At 32.8% G+C, this 23,066-nt stretch carries 24 protein-coding genes and 1 riboswitch; of the genes, 19 read left to right on the top strand and 5 right to left on the bottom strand.

The features are described 5' to 3' along the window. The first annotated feature begins 4 nt into the window (after window positions 1-4). The 8 genes from LQ673_RS09730 to LQ673_RS09695 all read left to right on the top strand — a co-directional run bounded on the left by LQ673_RS09730 (window position 5) and on the right by LQ673_RS09695 (window position 6,768). The gene (locus LQ673_RS09730) at window positions 5-940 is read left to right on the top strand and encodes a 1-phosphofructokinase family hexose kinase (RefSeq protein ID WP_191836109.1); all 936 of its coding nucleotides are present in this window, start codon (window positions 5-7) and stop codon (window positions 938-940) included. Continuing rightward, entirely contained in the window at window positions 937-1,878 is a 942-nt protein-coding gene (locus LQ673_RS09725; protein ID WP_191836108.1) for a tagatose 1,6-diphosphate aldolase, read from the top strand. The genes LQ673_RS09730 and LQ673_RS09725 overlap by 4 nt, the downstream gene beginning before the upstream one ends. 22 nt (window positions 1,879-1,900) lie before the next feature. After that, window positions 1,901-3,685, top strand: coding sequence for a glycoside hydrolase family 35 protein (locus LQ673_RS09720; protein ID WP_191836107.1), 1,785 nt, complete (start codon window positions 1,901-1,903; stop codon window positions 3,683-3,685). Beyond that, complete coding sequence (locus LQ673_RS09715) at window positions 3,686-4,162, top strand: PTS sugar transporter subunit IIB (protein ID WP_037590373.1); 477 nt, start codon at window positions 3,686-3,688, stop codon at window positions 4,160-4,162. Between the two features lie 27 nt (window positions 4,163-4,189). After that, window positions 4,190-5,092 (top strand): PTS mannose/fructose/sorbose/N-acetylgalactosamine transporter subunit IIC, encoded by a 903-nt coding sequence (locus tag LQ673_RS09710; protein WP_025906947.1) that lies wholly within the window; start codon window positions 4,190-4,192, stop codon window positions 5,090-5,092. Then, window positions 5,079-5,936, top strand: a complete 858-nt coding sequence (locus LQ673_RS09705; RefSeq protein ID WP_126476441.1) for a PTS system mannose/fructose/sorbose family transporter subunit IID — start codon at window positions 5,079-5,081, stop codon at window positions 5,934-5,936. Before LQ673_RS09710 ends, LQ673_RS09705 begins: the two co-directional genes overlap by 14 nt. Before the next feature lie 18 nt (window positions 5,937-5,954). Beyond that, the gene (locus LQ673_RS09700; protein ID WP_037590375.1) at window positions 5,955-6,350 is read left to right on the top strand and encodes a PTS sugar transporter subunit IIA; all 396 of its coding nucleotides are present in this window, start codon (window positions 5,955-5,957) and stop codon (window positions 6,348-6,350) included. 70 nt (window positions 6,351-6,420) lie between these two features. Next, on the top strand, window positions 6,421-6,768 hold the full coding sequence (locus LQ673_RS09695) for a DUF2200 domain-containing protein (RefSeq protein WP_191836106.1): 348 nt from the start codon (window positions 6,421-6,423) through the stop codon (window positions 6,766-6,768). 39 nt (window positions 6,769-6,807) lie between these two features. On the opposite strand, the gene LQ673_RS09690 is transcribed toward LQ673_RS09695, so the two are convergent. Then, the gene (locus tag LQ673_RS09690) at window positions 6,808-7,587 is read right to left on the bottom strand and encodes a class I SAM-dependent methyltransferase (protein WP_126476443.1); all 780 of its coding nucleotides are present in this window, start codon (window positions 7,585-7,587) and stop codon (window positions 6,808-6,810) included. Window positions 7,588-7,721: 134 nt separating this feature from the next. On the opposite strand from LQ673_RS09690, the gene LQ673_RS09685 reads away from it, so the two are divergent. The 5 genes from LQ673_RS09685 to tenA all read left to right on the top strand — a co-directional run bounded on the left by LQ673_RS09685 (window position 7,722) and on the right by tenA (window position 13,685). After that, entirely contained in the window at window positions 7,722-8,240 is a 519-nt protein-coding gene (locus LQ673_RS09685; RefSeq protein WP_185805762.1) for an NUDIX hydrolase, read from the top strand. A 375-nt stretch (window positions 8,241-8,615) separates the two neighbouring features. Beyond that, window positions 8,616-9,161 (top strand): YSIRK-type signal peptide-containing protein, encoded by a 546-nt coding sequence (locus tag LQ673_RS09680; protein WP_239705487.1) that lies wholly within the window; start codon window positions 8,616-8,618, stop codon window positions 9,159-9,161. A gap of 206 nt (window positions 9,162-9,367) precedes the next feature. Next, window positions 9,368-11,824 carry an LPXTG cell wall anchor domain-containing protein gene (locus LQ673_RS09675; protein ID WP_239745048.1) on the top strand — a complete coding sequence of 819 codons (2,457 nt, stop codon included), beginning with the start codon at window positions 9,368-9,370 and terminating at the stop codon, window positions 11,822-11,824. 216 nt (window positions 11,825-12,040) lie between these two features. Further along, entirely contained in the window at window positions 12,041-12,772 is a 732-nt protein-coding gene (locus LQ673_RS09670) for an epoxyqueuosine reductase QueH (RefSeq protein WP_037590558.1), read from the top strand. A 60-nt stretch (window positions 12,773-12,832) separates the two neighbouring features. Further along, a riboswitch (TPP riboswitch) is annotated at window positions 12,833-12,941 on the top strand. A 66-nt stretch (window positions 12,942-13,007) separates the two neighbouring features. After that, the gene (gene tenA / locus LQ673_RS09665) at window positions 13,008-13,685 is read left to right on the top strand and encodes a thiaminase II (RefSeq protein ID WP_239705501.1); all 678 of its coding nucleotides are present in this window, start codon (window positions 13,008-13,010) and stop codon (window positions 13,683-13,685) included. A gap of 45 nt (window positions 13,686-13,730) precedes the next feature. On the opposite strand, the gene LQ673_RS09660 is transcribed toward tenA, so the two are convergent. The 3 genes from LQ673_RS09660 to LQ673_RS09650 are packed head-to-tail and all read right to left on the bottom strand — an operon-like array spanning window position 13,731 to window position 16,003. Beyond that, window positions 13,731-14,627 carry a VOC family protein gene (locus LQ673_RS09660; RefSeq protein ID WP_191836104.1) on the bottom strand — a complete coding sequence of 299 codons (897 nt, stop codon included), beginning with the start codon at window positions 14,625-14,627 and terminating at the stop codon, window positions 13,731-13,733. Window positions 14,628-14,684: 57 nt separating this feature from the next. Next, a complete protein-coding gene (locus LQ673_RS09655; RefSeq protein ID WP_191836103.1) occupies window positions 14,685-15,377 on the bottom strand; it encodes a GNAT family N-acetyltransferase in 693 nt (230 codons plus the stop codon). 50 nt (window positions 15,378-15,427) lie between these two features. Continuing rightward, window positions 15,428-16,003, bottom strand: a complete 576-nt coding sequence (locus LQ673_RS09650; RefSeq protein WP_191836102.1) for a phosphatase PAP2 family protein — start codon at window positions 16,001-16,003, stop codon at window positions 15,428-15,430. A gap of 162 nt (window positions 16,004-16,165) precedes the next feature. On the opposite strand from LQ673_RS09650, the gene LQ673_RS09645 reads away from it, so the two are divergent. The 3 genes from LQ673_RS09645 to LQ673_RS09635 all read left to right on the top strand — a co-directional run bounded on the left by LQ673_RS09645 (window position 16,166) and on the right by LQ673_RS09635 (window position 18,361). Then, window positions 16,166-17,080, top strand: a complete 915-nt coding sequence (locus tag LQ673_RS09645) for an LCP family protein (protein WP_191836101.1) — start codon at window positions 16,166-16,168, stop codon at window positions 17,078-17,080. A gap of 45 nt (window positions 17,081-17,125) precedes the next feature. Further along, a complete protein-coding gene (locus LQ673_RS09640) occupies window positions 17,126-17,425 on the top strand; it encodes a winged helix-turn-helix transcriptional regulator (protein WP_191836100.1) in 300 nt (99 codons plus the stop codon). 75 nt (window positions 17,426-17,500) lie between these two features. Next, window positions 17,501-18,361 carry a fructosamine kinase family protein gene (locus tag LQ673_RS09635; RefSeq protein ID WP_037590547.1) on the top strand — a complete coding sequence of 287 codons (861 nt, stop codon included), beginning with the start codon at window positions 17,501-17,503 and terminating at the stop codon, window positions 18,359-18,361. Window positions 18,362-18,392: 31 nt separating this feature from the next. On the opposite strand, the gene LQ673_RS09630 is transcribed toward LQ673_RS09635, so the two are convergent. After that, a complete protein-coding gene (locus LQ673_RS09630; RefSeq protein WP_037590546.1) occupies window positions 18,393-18,953 on the bottom strand; it encodes a helix-turn-helix domain-containing protein in 561 nt (186 codons plus the stop codon). Between the two features lie 116 nt (window positions 18,954-19,069). Here LQ673_RS09630 and LQ673_RS09625 point away from each other — a divergent pair, with 116 nt between their 5' ends. The 3 genes from LQ673_RS09625 (at window position 19,070) to LQ673_RS09615 (ending at window position 22,997) form a co-directional block, all read left to right on the top strand. Then, window positions 19,070-20,260: a CynX/NimT family MFS transporter gene (locus tag LQ673_RS09625; RefSeq protein ID WP_191836099.1), complete on the top strand. Its 1,191-nt coding sequence runs from the start codon at window positions 19,070-19,072 to the stop codon at window positions 20,258-20,260. Between the two features lie 214 nt (window positions 20,261-20,474). Beyond that, window positions 20,475-21,857 (top strand): amino acid permease, encoded by a 1,383-nt coding sequence (locus LQ673_RS09620; protein WP_191836098.1) that lies wholly within the window; start codon window positions 20,475-20,477, stop codon window positions 21,855-21,857. 369 nt (window positions 21,858-22,226) lie between these two features. After that, window positions 22,227-22,997: a PHP domain-containing protein gene (locus tag LQ673_RS09615; RefSeq protein ID WP_308193321.1), complete on the top strand. Its 771-nt coding sequence runs from the start codon at window positions 22,227-22,229 to the stop codon at window positions 22,995-22,997. Window positions 22,998-23,066 lie beyond the last annotated feature (69 nt).

Genomic DNA, 23,066 nt, shown 5'->3' with positions numbered 1-23,066 from the left:
AAGAATGATTTTGACCAATACATTAAATCCATCTATCGATATCAGCTATCAAGTTGAAAGTCTTGAAATTGGGGCGGTGCATAGACCAACGCAAATGATTAAAAATGCTGGCGGTAAAGGGATAAATGTGACTAAAGTTCTAGATGATTTAGGTGCAGACGTGACAGCTACAGGTTATTTAGGTGGAACGAATGGACAATGGATTCAAACACAACTCGAACAAAGAAATATTCAACTTCAATTCATAGATATAGAAGGTAATACAAGACAGTGTATCGCCATTAACGATGGTGAACATCAAACGGAAATTCTTGAAGGTGGACCTGAAGTATCTAAAGCATCTCAAGCGTTGTATCTTAAACAATTGGCGGATATTGCCCATCAATACAAAGTTGTAACTATCAGCGGAAGCACACCAAAGTTAATGAATCAGTCAAAGACTGCATATATGATTAAAATTTTAAATACATTAACGAATAGTTACAACATAGTCGATATAGATGGTCAATCGTTAAAAGCAATTTTAGGACAGAGTGCTCATATTCATGCGATAAAACCTAATCAATCAGAATTTGAAGACTTAGTTAATCAAAAGGGGTTAAGTCACCAAGATATTTTCAAGATTCTAAAAACAAATCAGTTGTTTAAAGATGTGGATGTATTTGTAACGCTTGGTTCTGAAGGTGCGATTATTAAATTGAAAGAGACAATTTACAAAGCATCTTTACCAAATATAAATGCGGTTAATCCTGTAGGTTCAGGAGATGCTACTGTGGCAGGTATCGCTTATAGTGTGGAGCATGATTTAGATCCTGTAACGACAATTCAAACAGCATTAGCGTGTGGTACTTCAAATGCGATGCAAGCTGCAACGGGAAAAATCATTCAACAAGATGTGGATGATTTAATCAAAAAAGTGGGAGTGGAGAAATTAGGATGACAAATAAAGATATTAATAAACTCGTCGATGACAAAGGGATATTCGCTGCAATTGCTGTTGACCAAAGAGGGGCACTCAAAAGATTACTAGGTGAACAAGGAACGGATGACAACGTAGCATTATTTAAAAAGCTTGTATCTGAAACACTTTCACCAAGTGGTTCTAGTATTCTATTAGACCCTGAATATGGTAAAGATGGCATACAAGCTAAGGCTAAAGATGCTGGATTAATTTTAGCTTATGAACAAACTGGATACGATAAATCAGTAGTCGGTAGATTACCAAGATTAGTTGAAGGTTTATCTGTTAAACAATTAAAAGAGATGGGTGCTGACGGTATTAAATTACTCATCTATTATGACGTCGATGAACCGGATGATATTAATGATGTAAAGAAAGAATTAGTGCAACAAGTTGGACAAGAAACGGTCGAAGAGAATATTCCATTCCTATTAGAAATCTTAACTTATGATGATCAAATAGGTGATGAAAAAGGTCAATCGTATGCTAAAGTTAGACCACATAAAGTGATAGAGGCGATGAAAGCTTTTAGTGATGAAAAGTATAACGTCGATGTCCTTAAAGTTGAAACACCCGTTAATATGAACTATGTCGAAGGTTTTGCAGAAGACTATGCCTTTAGTAAAGATGAAGCGGCATCATATTTTAAAGAACAAGACAATGCAACTTCAATACCTTACATATATTTAAGTGGGGGTTTAACTTCACAACAATTTAAAGATACACTTGTCTTTGCACATGAAAGTGGTGCGCATTTCAATGGTGTATTGTGCGGACGTGCTACATGGCAAGGTGGAACTGTTGTGCTTAAAGAACAAGGTCAAGAAGCTGCTAAAGAATGGTTGAACAGTGAAGGCATTCATAATTTAAAAACGCTCAATGACATCATACAGAAAACAGCAACTCCAATAAGATAAACAAAAAACAGGTGGTGTAAAGATGCATAAATTTGAAATTAACACTGATTTCTTATTAGACGATAAACCTATTCAAATATTGTCTGGTGCCATTCATTATTTTAGAGTTCCTAAAGATGACTGGTATCATTCGTTATACAATTTGAAAGCACTCGGTTTTAACACAGTTGAAACCTATACTCCGTGGAATTATCACGAACCTCGGGAAGAACACTTTGAATTTAGTGGCGAAAAAGATATCCAATACTTTATTCAATTGGCTGAAGAATTAGGTCTTTACGTAATTATAAGACCATCTCCATTTATATGTGCAGAATGGGAGTTTGGTGGTTTACCTTCATGGTTGCTCAATTACAAAGACATGAGAATTCGTTCATCAGACCAACGATTTATCGATAAAGTAGACCGATATTATACACAATTATTTAAAATATTAAAGCCGTTACAAATTGATCATAATGGACCGATTATCATGATGCAGATTGAAAATGAATATGGCTCATTCGGTGAGGATAAATCATATTTAAATATGATTAAAGATTTAATGATTAAACATGGTACAACAGTGCCGCTATTTACTTCTGATGGTGGATGGGCACAAACGTTGAGAGCGGGCAGTATGGCTGAAGATAATATTTTACCAACTGCTAACTTTGGATCTAAGACGGATTTAAACTTTCAAAATTTAAAATCATTCCATGAAGAATTTCAGAAAAAATGGCCACTCATGTGTATGGAATTTTGGGATGGTTGGTTTAATAGATGGGGCGATGACATTATTAAACGAGAAAGTGATGATTTAGTTGCCGAAGTAAGAACTTGCGTTCAACAAGGACATATCAATTTATACATGTTTCATGGTGGTACGAATTATGGATTTTGGAACGGTTGTTCAGCTAGAGGTACGGTAGACTTACCTCAAATTACTTCTTATGACTATGATGCACCACTTAATGAAATGGGCAATCCGACTCAAAAGTATTATGATTTGCAGAAAATGCTTAAAGAAGAAATACCACATATCGAGCAATCAGAACCTTTAATAAAAGATTTTATTGAATTGGATCACATTCAATTACAAGATAAAGTCAGTTTGTTTAATGTTCTAGATGAAATATCGTACAAGACGACTTCTAAATATCCAGAAACGATGGAAGAAGCGGGTGATGGTCTTGGTTATATGCTTTATCGTACGAAAATACACAAAGATTCACCAGTTGAAAAATTTAGAATTGTTGATGCACGAGATAGAGTAAAGATGTATATCGATGGTAAACATGTTTATACGGCTTATCAACAAGAAATCGGCGATGCTTTTGAAGTTGAGTTACACTCAGAAGAACCTCAGATCGATATACTCGTTGAAAATATGGGGCGTGTCAATTATGGATATAAATTGCTCGCGAGTACACAAAGAAAAGGTTTAGGACAAGGTTTAATGCAAGATTTGCACTTTGTTCAAGACTATGAACAATTCCATATTCAATTAGAGCAACTAAACAAGGAGCATTTTGAAAAGGAATGGATTGAAGGGACACCTGCATTTTACAGGTATGTGTTTACGTTAAATGAAGCAAACAATACGCATATTGATGTAACCGCTTTCTCGAAAGGTGTAGTATTAGTGAATGGCGTGAACATAGGTAGATATTGGAATGTTGGACCAACAGCATCCTTATATATATCAAAAGCACTGCTTCATGAAGGGGAAAACGAAATAATTATTTTTGATACTGAGGGGACATATAACCAAGAAATTAATTTGGTGAAAGAACCTAAATTTATTCAAAAAAAGGGAGAGATTTAAATGACAATTATAGCGAATAGAATTGATGGTAGGCTGATTCACGGGCAAGTAGCAAATTTGTGGACGACAAAGCTAGATATTACAAGACTTATGGTTATTGATGATGTTGTCGCAGAAAGTACAGTAGATAAAAGTGGTCTTAAATTAGCAACGCCAGCTGGTGTTAAATTAAGTGTATTACCTGTTAAAAAGGCAGCTGATAACATACTAAACGGTAAATATGACTCTCAAAGATTAATGGTGATTGCCAAAGGACCTGAACAATTTTTAGAACTTGTAAACTACGGTGTGAAAATTGATGAGTTAAATGTTGGTAATATGTCTCAAACGAATGAAACAAGATCAATTAAACGTTCGATTAATGTTACAGACAAAGATATAGAAACATTTAAAGAACTTAACAACAAAGGTATTCGAATTATTTCGCAAATGGTTCCAAATGATAATAGTGAAGATTTCATGTCATTGATTAAATAATATTTAAACAAAAAGGGGTTTTTAATTATGGAAATATTATGGTGGCAAGTTCTGCTTTTAACATTATATGCGGGTTATCAAATATGGGATGAGCTTCATCTTTATTCTTCAATAAGTCAACCCGTATTCGCAGGTTTAATTGCAGGGTTAATAATGGGAGATGTAACAACTGGTTTAATTATCGGTGGTAGTATGCAGTTAACAATTTTAGGGGTTGGTACATTCGGAGGTGCATCTAGAATTGATGCGAACTCAGGTACAATTTTAGCGGTAGCTTTCTCAGTTGCATTAGGTATGCAACCGACGCAAGCAATTGCTACATTAGCCGTACCTGTTGCGAGTTTGATGATTCAAACAGATATTCTAGCTCGATTTACAAATACATTCTTTGCACATCGTATAGACGCTAAAATCGAACAAATGGATTATAAAGGAATTGAACGTTATTATATTGCAGGTATTATTCCATGGGCATTATCAAGAATGATTCCAGTATTCTTAGCATTAGCATTTGGGGGTTCTGTCGTTAAAACAGTTGTGAATTACTTGAACGCTGACTTAAAGTGGCTTGGAGATGGATTAACAACTGCAGGAGCTGTATTACCAGCAGTCGGTTTTGCAATCTTATTGAGATACTTACCTATTAAGAAACATTATATGTATTTCATTTTAGGATTTGTATTAACAGCGTTATTAGCTACAGTATTTGATGGTATGAGTGGTTTAGGTACAGCTGTATCAGGACTTGATAAGAAATTTGATGCGGTATTCAATCCTCTACCTATGTTAGCCATTGCGTTAATCGGATTTTCATTTGCTGCAATGGAATACAAACGTACTTCTTTAGCAAAACCAGTACAACCTGGAGAAATGAATACTTCTAATTCTCAAAATGATGATGAAGGGGAGATTGAAGATGACGAACTATAATCAAAATGTTGATCCTAAAGAACAAAATGTCACAACAGAAGGTCAGTATAAATTAACTAAAAAAGATTTTAGACAAATTAATAGAAGAAGTTTATTAGGCTTCCAAGCAGGATGGAACTATGAACGTATGCAAGGATCTGGTTATTTATATATTATGCTTCCACAATTACGCAAAATTTATGGTGACGATACACCAGAACTAAAAGAAATGATGCATACACATGCTCAATTCTTCAATACGAGTAACTTTTTCAACACAATTGTAACGGGTATTGATATCGCGATGGAAGAACAAGAACAAATTAAATCTAAAGAATCTGTAAGTGGTATGAAAGTAGGTTTAATGGGACCATTCGCCGCAGTAGGTGACTCTATATTCGGTTCATTAATTCCAACTATATTTGGGGCGTTAGCTGCCAATATGGCGATTAACGGAAATCCGTTTGGTGCTTTTATATGGTTAGCAGCACAAATTGCCGTTATGGTCTTCAGATGGAAACAATTAGAATTTGCATATAAAGAGGGTATATCTTTAGTAACAACGATGCAACATAAGCTTGAATCATTAACAAATGCTGCTACATTGCTTGGGGTATTTATGGTCGGAGCACTCGTCGCCACGATGGTTAAAGTTCAATTTGCTTGGGAACCAAAAATTGGTGATTTAACGGTTAATATTCAAAATAATGTCGATATGATCTTACCAAAATTATTACCATTAGCAATTGTACTAGGTATTTATTGGTTATTAGGCAAAAAACATATGAATTCAACACGTGCAATCTTTATCGTTATCATTGTAACGGTTATATTATCTGCACTAGGCGTATTAGCAAAAATTTAATCAATAGGAGTTTTCACGATGGGAAAATTAATTTTAGCAAGTCATGGTTCAATGTGTGAAGGTTTAAAAGAAAGTGTCGAAATGATATTAGGACCACAAGATAATATTGAAACTGTTGCGCTTTTGCCGGACGAGGGACAAGAAGACTTTGAAAAGAAATTTCTAGCAGCAATCAATGATGAACAAGTAACTGTATTTACTGATTTACTAGGCGGTACACCAGCCAATGTCATTTCTAAAACTTTAATGACTGGAAAGCAGTTTGATTTATATGCCGGGATGAATTTGCCTATGGTTATAGCATATTTAAATGGAGAAATGTTGAATCAAGAAGCGGACATCATTAATGAAACACAAAAAAGTATTGTAAAAGTAAATGATTTACTACAAGACTTAGACGAAGATGATGAATAACGATTAAAATTAGTCAATAAATGCTGTTACCCTTTATAATAAAATAAAGATAAAAAATGAGGGATGCATAATGAAGAATGAAAAAATATACGACATGCCAGTATCAAATGTTTATCCACATTACGTCACAAAAGCTGAGAAAAAAGGTAAAACAAAAGCAGACGTAGATGAAATCATCATTTGGTTAACAGGTTATAGTCAAGAATCATTAAAACAGCAATTAGAGAACAAAACTGATTTTAGAACATTTTTTGAAGAAGCACCAAATATGAATCCAAAGCGTAAACTAATCAAAGGCGTCATATGTGGCATAAGAGTTGAAGAAATCGAAGAACCACTTATGCAAGAAATTAGATACTTAGACAAATTAATAGATGAGTTAGCGAGAGGTAAGAAAAAAGAAAACATATTTAGGTGAATATGAAGTAAAAGCATGGGGTATCCTCCCATGCTTTTTTTAATGATATGCTACCCAAAGTGTCCACTGATCTTTTTCTATTATCGGAGAATCGTCTCCTACATATTTAGGAAATTGTGCTACAAATGTTTTTAATTCTTGGTCTGATAATTCAAATAGAATACTACGACCTTTTCTTGATAAATAATCATGCTGTAAGGATTCTATCGTTGCATATGTTTGTCTAATTTCATTAATTTTTAAAGTTTCAACATTATTAAATCCAACATCATATAATGCCTTTGTAACATCTGCTTCTGAATGTCTTCTCTTTGAATCAAAATCCCGCAGTTTTGGAAAGTGCTCATATAAATATCCGCGTAGATTGGTTGAAGAAGCGGGAATCGCTAAATCTTCAATAGTTCGATCTTGAATGACAAATATGCTGTTATCTTTTAGAATACGCTTTGTTTCTAAAAAAGCTTTTTGTAAATCTTTAATATGATGAATGAGCGCTCTTGAAAGGATAAAATTCTGTGACTGGTTGGCTAAATGATTATTGAATATATCTCCAACTTCAAATTGTATATGGTTATTGTAAGCTTGTTCATTAGCTGATGCGATCATTACTTCAGATTGGTCTATACCTAAGATATGCTTGAATCCAAATTCACTTAATTGATTTGTGTAAATGCCGCCGCCACAACCGATGTCTAGTGCATTATGCTTATCAATATTAGATTGTTTGATGATGCTTCTTATCAAAGTTACCCAATTATAATCAACCTTTCGTCCACTATACATATACTTATTATGCTCATCATGAAAAATATTATTCAAAATATCATCCCCTTTCCTTACACCATACACCTAAATGGATAGTTGTAATAATACACATAACTTATGAATAGCTATAACAAGGTGTTAATTTCAATATGATAAAATAAAATTACTATGATTACGGAGTGGTGAGAATGGAAACTTGGGATTTATACGATGAAAATAGGCAGTTATTAAATGAAACGATGACAAGAGGAAATGAAGTACCTGCTAATCGATATCATCTTGTGATTCATGTCTGTATTATTAATAAACAGGGACAATTACTAATACAAAAAAGAAGAGATGACAAACAAGGGTGGCCAGGTAAGTGGGATTTCTCAGCAGGAGGTAGTGCTGTTCAAGGTGATACTAATAGAGATGCAGCAGAACGTGAAACATATGAAGAACTAGGTATTCAATTAGACTTGTCTAATCAAAGACCACATTTCACAATTAATTACTATGATGCATTTGATGATTTCTTTGTTATTCACGAGGAAGTAAATATAGAAAAACTAAGTTTTCCAACAGAAGAAGTACAAGAAGTAAAATGGGTTACAAAAGATGAATTATTAGGCATGATTAAAGAAGGTTTATTTATTCCTTATAGGAATAGTCTTATAGAATTTATATTTGAAATGAATATCGGTTTAGGAACAATACGTGAGTAAAGAAACAGTAAATCTGTTTCTTTTTTTTGTGTAAATTTTATTATTTAAATAAAGTTTTCGAAATAGTGTGATTATTACTTTTCCACTTATTAATCTAGTATGCACTCGTACAAAATATGTCTCACTAATAATTTGTATAATACAACAATTCTTTATAGCTATATAAAACGGTGTATATTACGAAACAAATAAATACTATTAAATGGATAAATATATTCTAACATTGCCTTAAATGTAATTTTATAACATTACTAAAATCTTATATAAATATAAATCGATTGTATATTATTAGATTTTAGTAAAAGAAAAATAGTGCAAAATTAAAATTATGTAGTATTATAAAAGTGTATTTAATTAATTTGGGAGGAGTAAGACATGAGAGAAAAGAGAAGATACTCAATACGCAAATTTACAGTTGGAGCAGGATCAGTTTTAATAGGTTTAACGCTGTATTCGGGAATAAATACAGTAGAAGCAAGTGAAAATAATTATGAAACATCAATTAAGGTTACGAATAATTCATCAGAAGATGATGGAACTTCAGAGAAAAAAGAAGTCATAAAAGATAATGACTTAAATACTGAACAAGTACAAGCACCAATAAAATCAACTGGTCAAGATACAAAAGTTAATGAAACAACTGATAATACGGGAAATAACTCAAATGAATCTTTAGGTGAAGAATCAACTCTAGAACAAGAGCATAAAGAAGATACTAGTGTTTCAGAAGGTGCTTCTATTGTTGAAAATAATGAAAAAGTAACAAATGAACAAGAGGAAGCTACATATGATGACCAATCGTCTCAAGAGCATCCAGTTAAAGATAGTGACTTAATAGAACAAAATACAGAAAAAGCAACAGAAGTACAAACAGAACAACAGAGTGAACAAGAAGTTTCTTCAACAGATGAACAAATGTAGTAGATATTAATCAATCTTCAGATACTAGTGAGAAAGTTGAAGATGCTATAGATACAGATGGAAACAGCTCATCAGAAGTTGCTAAAGAATCTGAAGATACACAAGGTAGTGTAGAAGACAGTCTAGAAAAAACAGAACTTGATAATACAGAAGGATCAAATAATGAAGTAGATACAACAAATAACGCTTCAGAAACAAATATTAAAGTGGATGAAAAAATTAGTGAAGATGTACCATATTCGGAAGATATAACGGATAACGTACAACCAGAATCTTTAAATTCGAAAGAAGAGAACATTAGCATCAATGCTTTAATTGACGTAGAAGTTCTTAGTAATAAGAAGCTTGACGCTACACATAGCGATGGTAAATTGCAATTAAAAATGGAAGGTAGATCGTTAGTAAATCTGGGAATTGGAAGTACTTACCCTACTTTCCAGTTGCCTCCTCAGTTTAAAGATTTAATGTCAAATCCTAATTTTAGAAACGCAGTACGAATTGATTATGAAGCACGTGATGTTTTGAATTTAAAGTTGTTGGATAATAAATCAATTACGGGGAATGATTTAAATATTGATCCTAATACTGGTGTGATATACGGCAAGATATCAAGTTTAGTTTCTCTTAGTATTGGTACTAATATGGCGTATATTTTAACGTTAGATTTAAATGAATTAACAGATGATGGTATTTTACCAGGTTCTGACCAACCAGGTAGTCACGAGTATAACTTTAAATCTGATGTTGGAACAGGAATAATAAATCTTGATTTATTAACAAAAAATGGTAATGAAGATTCTATAATTATTGAAGTTGACCCAGAAGCAGAAGACGAGAATGACGATGACAGCACTGGTGATGAACCAGACCCAGAAGAAGAACCAAATGATGACTCAGAAGAAACGGATCCTGAGGATGACAATTCAGATGTTGGTGACGAAGACCAAGATTCAGATGACAACACAGGAGAAGAACCAGGTGAGGATAACGATGAAGATTCCGACACTGGATCCGAAGACGAAGGTAATACAGAAGACCCTGATTCAGATGTAGGCGAGGATGAAGACCCAGAAGAAGAACCAAATGATGACTCAGAAGAACCAGATACAGAAGATGAAAACTCAGAAGAACCTGGTGAAGATACAGATGACAATTCAGACACTGGATCCGAAGATGAAGATAATACAGAAGACACTGACTCAGATGTAGGAGAGGAAGAAGACTCAGAAGAAGATACTGACGGAGACGACAGTACTGGTGGAAATGAAGATTCTGAGGACAATTCTGATGCTGGATCAGAAGACGAAGATAATACAGAAGACTCTGATTCAGATGTAAGCGAGGAAGAAGACTCAGAAGAAAATCCAGATGCTGAAGAAAATGATGATTCAGAATCAGGAGAAGAAACTGAACCAGACGAAGACAATGATGAAGACTCAGAAGAGGAACCAAATAGTGAAGAAGACAATGGTGACAACAACACAGAAGAACCTGGTGAAGATGCAGACGACAATTCCGATGCTGGATCCGACGAAGATACTAATGATGACAGCACAGGAGAAGAACCAGGTGAGGATAACGATGGAGATTCCGACACTGGATCCGAAGACGAAGGTAATACAGAAGACCCTGATTCAGATGTAAGCGAGGAAGAAGACTCAGAAGAAGATCCAGATGCTGAAGAAAATGATGATTCAGATGTAGGTGAGGAAGAAGACTCAGAAGAAGATCCAAATACTGAAGAAGATACTGACGGAGACGACAGAACTGGTGAAAATGAAGATTCTGAGGACAATTCCGATGCTGGATCCGAAGACGAAGATAATACAGAAGACTCTGATTCAGATGTAGGAGAGGATGAAGGCTCAGAAGAAAATCCAAATACTGAAGAAGATTCTGACGGAGACGACAACCCAGAAGAACCAGACGAAGATTCGGATGAGAACGATGATACTGATTCAGATGTAGACGAGGAAGAAGACTCAGAAGAAAATCCAAATACTGACGAAGATGCTGACGGAGACGACAACTCAGAAGATACAGAAGAAGATTCGGATGTAGACGAAGGAGAAACAGATCCTGCTGAAGAAAATAATGATACAGTTGAAGAATCAGGAGGAGAATCAGAAGATGGTTCTAATACTGGTTCTGATAAAGACAACAATAAGGGTGAAGACACTGAAGATGAAAAAGGTACTGATTCGGAAAGTGATAATAACCCAGATGCTGTTGGAGATTCAGTTCCAAGTGAAGATACAAATGCAAACGGAAATAATTATTCGGATGTAGAGGAAGATCTAGAAGGAAATAATGCTACTGATGAAAGCACAAATTCAGAAACGGTTGATAGTGATTCTGTAATAGATGCTGATAACAAAACAGCAGAAGTGAATGACTTAAATAAGGACTTTGGTTTAGGTAACGTTAGCAATGAATATAATCAAGACCTGATAAATATTAGTTCAAGTAATCATGACACTACTACAAATTTTGTAGCGAACGCTGATACAGAAACAGAAATATCGGATGATGAAAATAACGATGGTAAGTTACCTGATACTGGAGAAAATAACAATAATAATGGTACTTTATTCGCAACATTATTCGCAGGATTAGGATCTATTATGTTATTTAATAGAAGAAAAAATCGTAAAAAAGAATAACAAGTGCTTAAATTTGATTGTGGCTGGGGTAACATAGTTTATCCTAGCCACAATTTTTATTAAAAACTGGCCAATCTCAAAGTGAAGATAATATTGCAAAAGTCATTTATTAAAATCCCTATACTATCTCTAATCATCATATTGCTATCACCTTTTGAATGTTATAAAATATTGTAAAAATGACAATTTTTGTATAAAGGAATGGTTAGGGATATGGTGATTTCAGCTGATGGTATTATTGCTAAGATGAAAAATCAAAAGATTAACTATGATAAGGTTATGCGTAAAATGATTTCTGAATGGGAACGTTCTGAAACAAGACCTTCTATTTTAATTCATAGTTGTTGTGCGCCTTGTAGTACTTATACGTTAGAGTTATTAACACAATATGCAGATGTTGCGATTTATTTTGCGAATCCAAATATTCATCCGAAAAGTGAATATGAACGTAGGGCGAAAGTTCAAGAAACGTTTGTTGAACAGTTTAATGAGCGTACAAATTCTAATGTTAAATATATTGAAGCAGCCTATGAACCACATAAATTTATGAAAATGGTTAAAAGTAAAGATTTAGCTGATGAAAATGAAGGTGGGCTAAGATGTACGGCTTGTTTCGAAATGCGTTTAGAACTCGTTGCAGAAGCGGCAGCTGATCTTGGATATGATTATTTTGCGAGTGCGTTAACGTTGTCACCTAAGAAAAATGCACAATTGATAAATGAACTTGGTATGGATGTTCAAGATTTATATCATGTTTACTATTTACCGAGTGATTTTAAGAAGAACAAGGGGTATGAAAGATCGATTAAAATGTGCAATGAGTATGAAATTTTTAGACAATGCTATTGTGGTTGTGTGTTTGCAGCTATGAAGCAAGGTATAGATTTTAAAGAAGTAAATAAACAGGCTAAAGCTTATTTAGAATCATGTAATAAAAGTTGTATGTAATTTTATTTGCAATCCTAGGATAAAACAGATATGTTGAAAGAGTATAGAAATTAAATAATTTTAAACCACTGGAAGTGCCTTTATAAAGGCTGAGATTAAAGTATTACCTTTAAAATTCCTTGAACCTGATCCAGCTTATACTGGCGTAGGAAAGTGGCGTATTGATTTTAAGGTACTCATGACGCTATTTTCTTAATGAAAATAGCGTTTTTTTAATTATAAGGAGGATTTATAAATGAAATTTACAGATAGAGTATTCAATAGAGTTGAACCGATTTGGCAATCTTATATGGAACATCCTTTTATTATAGGATTAGGTGATGGTACGTTAGATCAAGAAAAATTTAAACATTGGTTGAAGCAAGATTATATATATTTAATAGAATATGCGAGACTATTCTCAATTGGTGCAGCTAAATCAACTGATTTAAAAATGATGGCGACTTATGCTGATTTAGCGAATGGTACATTAAATACTGAAATGTCATTACATAGAGGTTATGCTAAGCAATTTGGTATATCAGAAGTGGAATTAGAAGAAACAGAACCAGCTCAAACGACTGTTGGCTATACGAGTTATATGTTGAATATGGCACAACAAGGTGGTATAGAGAATGTTATTGCGGCTATTTTGACATGTACTTGGAGTTATAATTATATAGGGTTAAAATTATCTGAAATTAAAGGAGCATCAGACCATCCTTTATATGGAGAATGGATTAATATGTATGCTTCGGACGAATTTAGTCAGTACAAAGAAGATTGTATTCAGTTGATGGATCAAGTTGCAGAAGGTAAGACAGAAGCGGAATTACAACGCTTAGAAGACATTATTGTTAAAACGAGTTACTATGAATATATGTTCTGGGATATGGCTGAACATTTAGAAACATGGCCAGTACCGGTTAAATAAATTAAAAAGACAGAAGCATGCACAACGCTTCTGTCTTTTTTACTACTATAATTTGCCTTCATAGGCTTTTATTAAAGTTTCTACATCGAATTTTTTCATCTTAAGGAATGCTTTTGTAACGTTACTGATTTGTTCTGGTGTGCCTTCTTCTGCCATTTGGTCCATGATTTTAGGGACAATTTGCCATGAGACACCGAATTGATCTTTGACCCATCCGCATTGTTCGGCTTCTGGTACAGCAGATAATTTATCCCAATAATAATCAATTTCTTGTTGGTCTTCTAAAAATAGCATTAATGAAATACCTTCATTTAAGTTGAATTCATGTTTATGTGCACTATCAAGTGCGACAAAATATTGCTCTTCTAATTTAAATTCTGCATGAGCGAGTGTATCTGGCTTGTCTGGCTCCATGCCTTCTGGGTAATAAAATTTACTAATATCACCACTGTTTTTAAATACGCTTGTGTAGTAGTTAATTGCTTCTTCAGCTCTACCGACATTATCATTAATGAACATAAATGATGGTCTAATACGATCATCGAATGGTTGGTCTGTGATGAGGAGTTGCCATGAAACACCAAACTGATCTTCCAACCATCCATATTTTTCACTAAAGTCATAAGCACCAAGTTCCATCATAATTTTCCCGTTATGTGCGAGTGCAGTCCAAACTTTGTCGAGTAACGCTGCTTCAGATTGATTGAAAAGTACTGTAAATGATATGGAAGGATTTTTTGTGAAATAAGGACCAGCATTGATTGCCATAAATTTATAACCAAAAACATTAAAAGTGAGCTGCTTTGCATCTCCGGATGGTGTATCTGTAAACGTTACATCTGAAATGATTTCTGATTCTGGAAAAGTTTGCATATAATAATCGACGGCTTCTTGCGCTTCGTTATCGAACCATAAATGCGGAACAATTCTTTGATTATTCATTTCTTCATCTCCTCAATCCTTTTTACTTATTATACCCATCGTTATAAATATAAACATTTAGTTTATTGAGAGTTTATTAATTTGTGTACCATCATGGTTAAAATTACTTTCATCTAGCCATTCTTCATAATGATTTTTGATGGATGGCCATTCTTTATCAATGATAGAGAACCAATCTGTATCGCGGCTTCTTCCTTTATATACGAGTGCTTGTCGAAAAGTACCTTCATATTTGAAACCAAGTCTTTCGGCAGCATGTTTCGAAGGTGCGTTCAAACTATCGCATTTCCATTCATAACGTCTATATTTTAAAGTTTCAAAAACGTATCGAGCAAGTAAATATTGTACTTCAGTAGCAATGCGCGTTCTTTTAAGTAGTGAAGAATAATGAATGTGGCCAACTTCTATCGTTGAAGCTTTAGGATTAATTCTTAAAAGTGACATTATACCTAATGCTTGATGTGTTTCTTTGTCGACAATCGCAAAGAAATAAGGATCTTTAGAAATGATTCTTTCTTCGATTAATTGCGTAAATGAAGCTTTATCGTGAATCGGTTCATGAGGTAAATACGTCCAGTTTGCATCATTTTCTGATGAACATAATAAAGGGAATAACTGATCGATATGACTTTCGTTTAAATGTTCAAGTTTACTGTACTTACCTTCAAGCATATCAACACTAGGCATATTCGGTTCTTTAAATGATTCTACTTCATCACCAATTGGTTGATTAAAAGTATTATATCTCATAAAAAATCCTCCTTTATTTTTATCATAGCATAAAATAAAGGAGGTGAAATTTACGAGCGCGCGTACTGATGCATAAATTTAGTAACGCTTAAATAAACTAAATGAACAATAATTAAACTTGCGACAGTATCAGAAAAGAAGTGTGCACTTAAATAAATTCTTGAACACATCATAGATAAAATTAATATCGCAGTAATCCATTTAACCGTTACATGATTGTATAACGCTAGTATGAGAAAAATGGCTACAAATAATGTTAGTGTATGCATGCTTGGAAAGCTGTATCCATCAATTAAATCAGAAGGTCTTGGTCGTTGAATAATATACTTTAACGCTGTTCCGATAAATAGTGATGAGAAAGAGAATATTAAATACTGTAGCAAATTTCTTCTATTATAAAAGTATAATCCAATTAATAATACGCATATTAATATACCACTATGTAGAGGTGAAAATAAAAATGAAATAATGGATAGATAATTATGTAATCTAAATGCTAATGCTTGGGTCTGTATAAATTGATAGACATACTGATCAATAGGATTGATATAATTTGTAAAAATCAATGACACGATTAAAATTAATAAAATAGCATAACAAATAATGAGCTTGGAATCTTTCTTCATTGTGCTTAAAGCTCCTTTGAACGTAAATATTTAGACTTTTTTTCTATTGTAAATATAAAAATAATTTTAGACAATAGGACTTTAGGACTACCTAAATATCATTTAGTAATTTACTTAAAAGTGCTATCATGGTAATTATAAATAAAAACTAGGAGTGTGACTATGAAGCTAACAAGAAGAGGTAAAGTAACAATTATTATTGCAGCCATCGTCTTAATTGCTGGTATATTTGTAACAGTAAAGGCGATTAATATAAATAACAAAGTTTATCAACCCATCAATAAACAAGATACAAAACATGTGAAAGAAAAAATTAAAAACAATAAGCCGATTTCTATCGCGATTTTTGGTGTAGATTCTAACAAAGAAAGAGAATCAGAAAATATAGGTGAAAGAACGGATTCAATCATGTTAGCTTCAATTAATCCTAAAACTAAAACAACGAAACTCGTTAGTGTTCCACGTGATATGGCAGTAAATATTCCTGGATATAGTAGTCATGATAAAGTTGCACATGCATATGCATACGGTGGATCAAAAACAGCAGTACAAACATTAAAAAATGAATTCAATATACCGATAGATGGGTATATAACAGTAGATATGGATGGCTTTAAAAAGACAATCGATGCCCTAGACGGTGTAAATGTTAAAAGTAATAAATCATTTACTTTTAACGGTACAAAATTTAAAGCTGGAGAGAAAGTGAAATTAAATGGACAAGAAGCATTAGACTTTGTGCGTAGCCGTAAAGAAGAAGGCGCTGGAGATGATGAAGGAAGACAAGAAAGACAACGTATTGTAATAGAAGCAACAAGTAAAAAACTTAAAAATAATTTGAATGTCAATAATTTCAATGAGTTGATGAATGTCGCTCAAGATAACATTACAACAAGCTTTAATTTAAATGACACAAGAAAACTAATCACTGACTATAAAAGTGCAACAGAACATTTTGAGAAGATATCTATCGATGGTGTGAATCAAGTAGAGAGTGATGGTATTTGGTATTTCGAAGCAGATAAAGATGCGAAACAGCAAATTGTGAAATCGTATAAAAATAATTTAAAAAGCTAACATATGGATGTATCAATTTACTTAATATGAAATGGGGTTATTTAAGTGACTTCAATTAATGAAGTGAAGGTTGAACAAAATATGAATCACCTTATTCAAAATTACGGTATTCAACTATTAAATTATATGAGTGATTGTGAAAGAGAAGAAAAAGCATTACTTTCAGCGTTTGAGAAAGTGGATAGTAGTATTATTAAAGCATCTCTAGAATTGTTGAAGGAAAATAATCTTATCAATATTAGAACTGAAGAGATTATGCCCCCAAACATCTATTATCATCTTACGAAAGATGGCGAGTTGATTTTGCAGATGATTTATAAGTTTGAATCATTAACCTTTGAGTAGGTTAAACAATAATAAATAGCTGTTGTTTTGAACTTTGAATAATTTTTAATACAATAACACATAGGAGGGATCGTCATGAATAAAGATTGGCAATCACAATTACCTATAGATGATATTAAAGAGCTCATACCAGTAAGTGGTGGAGATGTGAATGAAGCATATAGAATTGAAAGACAGAGTGGAACGGATTTTCTACTTGTTCAACATAATAGAAGCGAAGATTTTTACGCTGCCGAAATTGCTGGTTTAGAAGCATTTGAAGAAGCGGGTGTTACAGCGCCTGTTGTTAAAGGTTACGGTCAAATTAATGGAGATGCGTATTTAATACTAAGTTATCTTGAAGAAGGTCGTCGAGGTAGTCAAAGTGAACTCGGCAAACTGGTAGCGAAATTGCATAGTCATTATCAACAAGATGGTAAATTTGGATTTCATTTACCTTATCATGGTAGTGATATTACGTTCGAAAATGGTTGGAAAGATACATGGATTAATATATTTGTCGAGCAACGTTTAGACCAATTAAGAGACGAAATTGTAAGAAGAGGACTTTGGTCTAAGGACGAACTTCAACAATTTGAACAAGTACGTACAGTCATTATTGAAGCCTTAACAGAACATAAAAGTAAACCGTCATTACTACATGGAGACTTGTGGGCAGGTAATTATATGTTCTTATCCAACGGGGAACCAGCATTATTCGACCCTTCTCCATTATATGGAGATCGTGAATTTGATTTAGGAGCAACAAGAGTCTTTGGTGGTTTCACGGAGGCATTTTATAAAGCTTATGATGAAGCATTACCTTTAAGTAAAGGTGCAAATGAAAGAATTAAATTTTATGAACTTTACTTATTGATGGTGCACTTAGTGAAGTTTGGTTCAATGTATGCAGGTAGTGTTCAGAGAACAATGGATGACATATTAAATGATAAGTAAAAGGATTGGGATAAAAATTTATCCCAATCCTTTATTTATTGTGTTGATATTGTATAGTTGCTGTTAAATGAACATTATCTTCACCTATATTACGATAAGTATGTGTTACGTCAGATTCAAAACGTATAGCATCATCTTTACGAACTATGTGTTTAACGCCATTGATATCGACTTCAAGTGTACCGCTATGAACGATAATGTACTCTTCAGATCCATTGTGATGGCCTTCTGATATCATTTCAGCTCCACTTTGTAAAATCATATTAAACATTTCAAAATTTTTATCAATATTAAATGGGAAATATGGGTATATCGTGACGGATTGATTATCGTTATATATAGGTGTAATGTCTGATTTAGACACACAATTAATGTTATCTTCTTTGTTAGAAATTAAATCGGATATAGGTAAATGTAAGCCATTTGCTATTTTCCATAAAGTTGTAATGGTAGGATTAGATTGTCCATTCTCAATTTGATTGAGCATTGTTTTGCTAACGCCTGTCAATTTAGATACTGTGCTTAGGCTTAATTGTTGCGAAGTTCGGTACTGTGACAAATTATGCGCAACAATTGTATGGATATCTTTCATAAATATAAACACTCCTATTTACTTTATAACGAACGCGTTGTACAATATACTGTGTTCTTTATAACGAACGTTAAGAACAGTATAACAGAAATTCACTTTAGGGAGATAATAAAAAGATGGATCAAATAAATAGAAGTAAAAAACAAACTTTAATATTATTTATTGGTATCTTACTAATTGGAGCAAGTTTAAGAGCACCTATTACTTCAGTAGGGATTGCATTACCTTCAATTAAAGAAACTTTAAATTTATCCAATACATCTGTCAGTTTAATCACAATTATTCCATTGCTTTCATTTGCAGTAATTTCACTATTCGCTGCTAAAATTAGTCATAAATTTGGATTAGAACGTACAGTTTTTGGTGCACTCATATTAATTTGTATAGGTATTGCTTTAAGAGCGATTACGGGCGTCTCTTGGTTATATGTCGGTACGATATTAATAGGTGTGGGGATTGCGTTTGGAAATGTGTTAACACCAGGTATCATTAAAATGAACTTCCCTTTACGTATAGGTATCATGACAGGTTATTACACAGTTGTGATGAATATATTCGGAAGTGCTTCATCATATGTTACAGCACCACTTGTTAAACATTTTAATTACAACATAGCAATCAGTTTAATTGGTATTGTAACGTTTATTGGGATTATTATATGGTCATTCCAGTTAAACAAACATGAAACAGTTAATAGTTCTCAAACAACGACAAATATAAATGTTTGGAAATCACCATTGTCATGGCAAATTACGCTATTAATGGGCGGTCAGTCAATGATATTTTATTCATTGATAAATTGGTTACCTGAATTTTTATTAAGTCATGGTACGCCGATTAATGAAGCGGGGATTTATTTATCGATTCTTCAATTAGCCATTATTCCACTAACTTTTGTCACACCTATATTTGCTGAAAAAATGAAGAACCAAGTTCTGATTACTTTTGTGACAGGATTACTTTTCGTATTAGGTATACTAACGTTAATGTTACAACCTAACTGGGCATTTTTAGGTATTATATTGATTGGTATTGCCAGTGGTTTAGCATTTGGTCTTGTTAATACATTCTTTGGATTAAGAACAGAAAATGGTTTAACGGCAGCTAAATTATCAGGTATGTCACAGTCAGTAGGGTATTTATTTGCTGCGATTGGTCCATTACTATTCGGTATACTGCACGATGCTACAAATAGTTGGAATACGTCATTTAGCATACTACTTGTTACGTCAATTATCATTATGATTATAGGATCACGTGCTGGTAGAAATATTACAATAGAACAAACTTTAGGAGCGAGACATTAAATTAATGTCTCGTTTTCTTTATTTCTATTTATTAATTATAAATAAATTACAATATTATGAACAAAATACATATAATTTTATAAAAAAAGGAAAACGCTTTCTAGTAGTGCTTTATTTTCTGATTATTTATAGTATAATTGTCCCATGAAGTTTGAATAAAATTAAATAGATAAATCTTAACTGAAAAGTTTGTAATGAGGAGTGACACGAAAGAATGGAAGACAATCATTTAAAAAGGGGTCTGAGTTCACGTCAAGTACAGATGATTGCACTTGGTGGAACAATAGGTGTTGGTTTGTTTATGGGTGCTTCAAGCACTATCAAATGGTCGGGACCATCTGCAATATTCGCTTATTTAGTAGCAGGCCTTTTCTTGTATTTAGTAATGAGAGCAATGGGAGAATTAGTTTATTTGTATCCGACTACAGGATCATTCGCCAACTATGCGAGTGATTATTTACATCCAGTAGCTGGTTATGTAACAGCTTGGAGTAACATATTCCAGTGGATAGTAGTAGGTATGAGTGAAGTAATCGCTGTTGGTCAATATATGCAATACTGGTGGCCAGATTTACCAACATGGATACCAGGGGTAATAGTAGTAGTAACTTTAGCTGCAGCAAATTTAACGTCAGTTAAAGCTTTCGGTGAATTTGAATTCTGGTTTGCAATGATTAAAGTTGTAACAATTATTTTAATGATTATAGCTGGTTTCGGTCTAATCTTCTTTGGACTTGGAAATGGCGGGAATGCTATAGGATTAGGAAACTTAACAGAACATGGTGGATTCTTCCCTAAAGGTATCGTAGGTTTCTTCTTTGCATTATCTATGGTTGTAGGTTCTTATCAAGGGGTAGAATTAATAGGGATTACAGCTGGTGAAACGAAAGATCCACAGAAAAATATTAAAAAAGCCGTTAATGGTGTAATTTGGCGTATTTTAATCTTTTACATAGGTGCAATATTCGTTATTGTAACAGTTTATCCATGGGATCAATTAGGTAACGTAGGTAGTCCATTTGTTGCAACATTCGCAAAAGTAGGTATTACAATTGCGGCAGGATTAATTAACTTTGTTGTTATAACAGCAGCAATGTCAGGTTGTAACTCAGGTATATTCAGTTCAAGCCGTATGGTTTATACATTAGCTCAAAAAGGACAAATGCCTCGTATTTTCACAAAAGTTATGAAAACAGGGGTACCATTCTTTGCAGTATTAGCAATTTCAATTGGTATTTTTGTAGGTGTTATTTTAAATATTGTATTACCATTAGTGATTGATGGTTCTGAAAATATCTTTGTGTATGTATACAGTGCATCAATACTACCAGGTATGGTTCCTTGGTTTATGATTTTATTTAGTCATATTCAATTTAGAAGAAATCATTCAGATGAAATTAAAGATCATCCATTCAAGATGCCGTTTGCACCATACTCTAACTATTTAACATTAGGATTCTTTATCTTAGTATTAATCGGTATGTTGTTCAATTCAGAAACACGCGTTTCTGTTATTATCGGTATTGTATTCTTATCCGTAATGGCAATCATATACTTCTTAAGAGGTTATCATAAAGAAGATAAAGGTGAATATTAAGCCTTTAATATAAAGCGTCTAGGACAGAAATGTTCTCTGCATTATTGAATATAGCTGTTATACAAGATTTGATGTATCTTATAATTTGAAGAAGATTTAAATAACTACTATATAATATAGAACACTGAAAAATAATGTTTTACGACCTTAGTTGTAAACAGAAAATTATTTTGGTTTGAGAGATAGTGATAGATTTATTAGAATGTAAAAAAGAAATATAGAATGCGTAAACTTATGTCTGAAATCTCTCTGATTGATTTGGTCGAGTTAATAAAATTGACTTTAAAAGAGAATGAAAACTATTATAAAATAAACCGATTTATGGAAACGTGAATCAGACTTTGTAAATAGTTAAAAGGCTGGTGGAAGATTATTTTATATGATCAACATGTACATTCTTATCTTTCATATGATTGTGAGGAATTACCAGAAAATTATTTGAAATATAGTAAAAAAGTAATTTATACAGATCACTTTGATTTAAATAATCCAATGACGAATTTTAATGATGATATTCCTAATTATAATAAATTATTAGAAATCAAAGATAGTTTAGAAATTAGTGAAGAAGTAGATATTTTATTGGGGATTGAAGTTGGTTATTCTTTAGGAGACAAAAACAAGATTCGAGAATACCTTTATAATAAGGAATACGATTCTATTATATTAAGTTGTCATCATAATAATTATTATGATTATATGGATGAAAATATAAAAAAAAGTAGTAATGATATAATTTGTGATTACTTTAATCATTTATATCAAGCTGTTATAGATATGTCTGATTTTAATATTTTAGCTCATTTTGATTATGGCTTAAGAATACATGATATAACTTTAGAAAATATAAAAAAGTATGATGTTATTATTAATAAAATTCTTTTAGTGTGTATCGAAAATAACATTGCTTTAGAACTTAATACAAAAAGTATGTATAAATACAATAATTTAGATTTATATGATTATGTAGTAGATAGGTATTTAAGTTTAGGGGGTCATATGTTTACTCTAGGTTCAGATGCACATAGAGCTAAAGATATTTTTTATAATTTCGAATCTGCAAAAATGTTTATAAAGAATAAGGGAATTAATCAAGTTGTTGTTTTTGAAAAACGACTACCTATATATATATACATCTAGCAATCACCATTTATGAATTCTTTCGTATTGAGACTTAAATATTTTAGAAAGTAAAATATAGTGGAAATT

Origin of the sequence: Mammaliicoccus sp. O-M54 (genome assembly GCF_022386035.1) — a bacterium.
GTDB lineage: Bacteria > Bacillota > Bacilli > Staphylococcales > Staphylococcaceae > Mammaliicoccus > Mammaliicoccus sciuri_A.
The sequence above is the reverse complement of the archived record's forward strand: the minus strand, read 5'-3'. Positions and strand labels throughout refer to the sequence as shown.

Coding starts and splice junctions, on each gene's coding strand:
- LQ673_RS09730 (WP_191836109.1), top strand. CDS start 5: ATGATTTTGACCAATACATTAAATCCATCTATCGATATCAGCTATCAA.
- LQ673_RS09725 (WP_191836108.1), top strand. CDS start 937: ATGACAAATAAAGATATTAATAAACTCGTCGATGACAAAGGGATATTC.
- LQ673_RS09720 (WP_191836107.1), top strand. CDS start 1,901: ATGCATAAATTTGAAATTAACACTGATTTCTTATTAGACGATAAACCT.
- LQ673_RS09715 (WP_037590373.1), top strand. CDS start 3,686: ATGACAATTATAGCGAATAGAATTGATGGTAGGCTGATTCACGGGCAA.
- LQ673_RS09710 (WP_025906947.1), top strand. CDS start 4,190: ATGGAAATATTATGGTGGCAAGTTCTGCTTTTAACATTATATGCGGGT.
- LQ673_RS09705 (WP_126476441.1), top strand. CDS start 5,079: ATGACGAACTATAATCAAAATGTTGATCCTAAAGAACAAAATGTCACA.
- LQ673_RS09700 (WP_037590375.1), top strand. CDS start 5,955: ATGGGAAAATTAATTTTAGCAAGTCATGGTTCAATGTGTGAAGGTTTA.
- LQ673_RS09695 (WP_191836106.1), top strand. CDS start 6,421: ATGAAGAATGAAAAAATATACGACATGCCAGTATCAAATGTTTATCCA.
- LQ673_RS09685 (WP_185805762.1), top strand. CDS start 7,722: ATGGAAACTTGGGATTTATACGATGAAAATAGGCAGTTATTAAATGAA.
- LQ673_RS09680 (WP_239705487.1), top strand. CDS start 8,616: ATGAGAGAAAAGAGAAGATACTCAATACGCAAATTTACAGTTGGAGCA.
- tenA (WP_239705501.1), top strand. CDS start 13,008: ATGAAATTTACAGATAGAGTATTCAATAGAGTTGAACCGATTTGGCAA.
- LQ673_RS09660 (WP_191836104.1), bottom strand. CDS start 14,627: ATGAATAATCAAAGAATTGTTCCGCATTTATGGTTCGATAACGAAGCG.
- LQ673_RS09655 (WP_191836103.1), bottom strand. CDS start 15,377: ATGAGATATAATACTTTTAATCAACCAATTGGTGATGAAGTAGAATCA.
- LQ673_RS09650 (WP_191836102.1), bottom strand. CDS start 16,003: ATGAAGAAAGATTCCAAGCTCATTATTTGTTATGCTATTTTATTAATT.
- LQ673_RS09645 (WP_191836101.1), top strand. CDS start 16,166: ATGAAGCTAACAAGAAGAGGTAAAGTAACAATTATTATTGCAGCCATC.
- LQ673_RS09635 (WP_037590547.1), top strand. CDS start 17,501: ATGAATAAAGATTGGCAATCACAATTACCTATAGATGATATTAAAGAG.
- LQ673_RS09630 (WP_037590546.1), bottom strand. CDS start 18,953: ATGAAAGATATCCATACAATTGTTGCGCATAATTTGTCACAGTACCGA.
- LQ673_RS09625 (WP_191836099.1), top strand. CDS start 19,070: ATGGATCAAATAAATAGAAGTAAAAAACAAACTTTAATATTATTTATT.
- LQ673_RS09620 (WP_191836098.1), top strand. CDS start 20,475: ATGGAAGACAATCATTTAAAAAGGGGTCTGAGTTCACGTCAAGTACAG.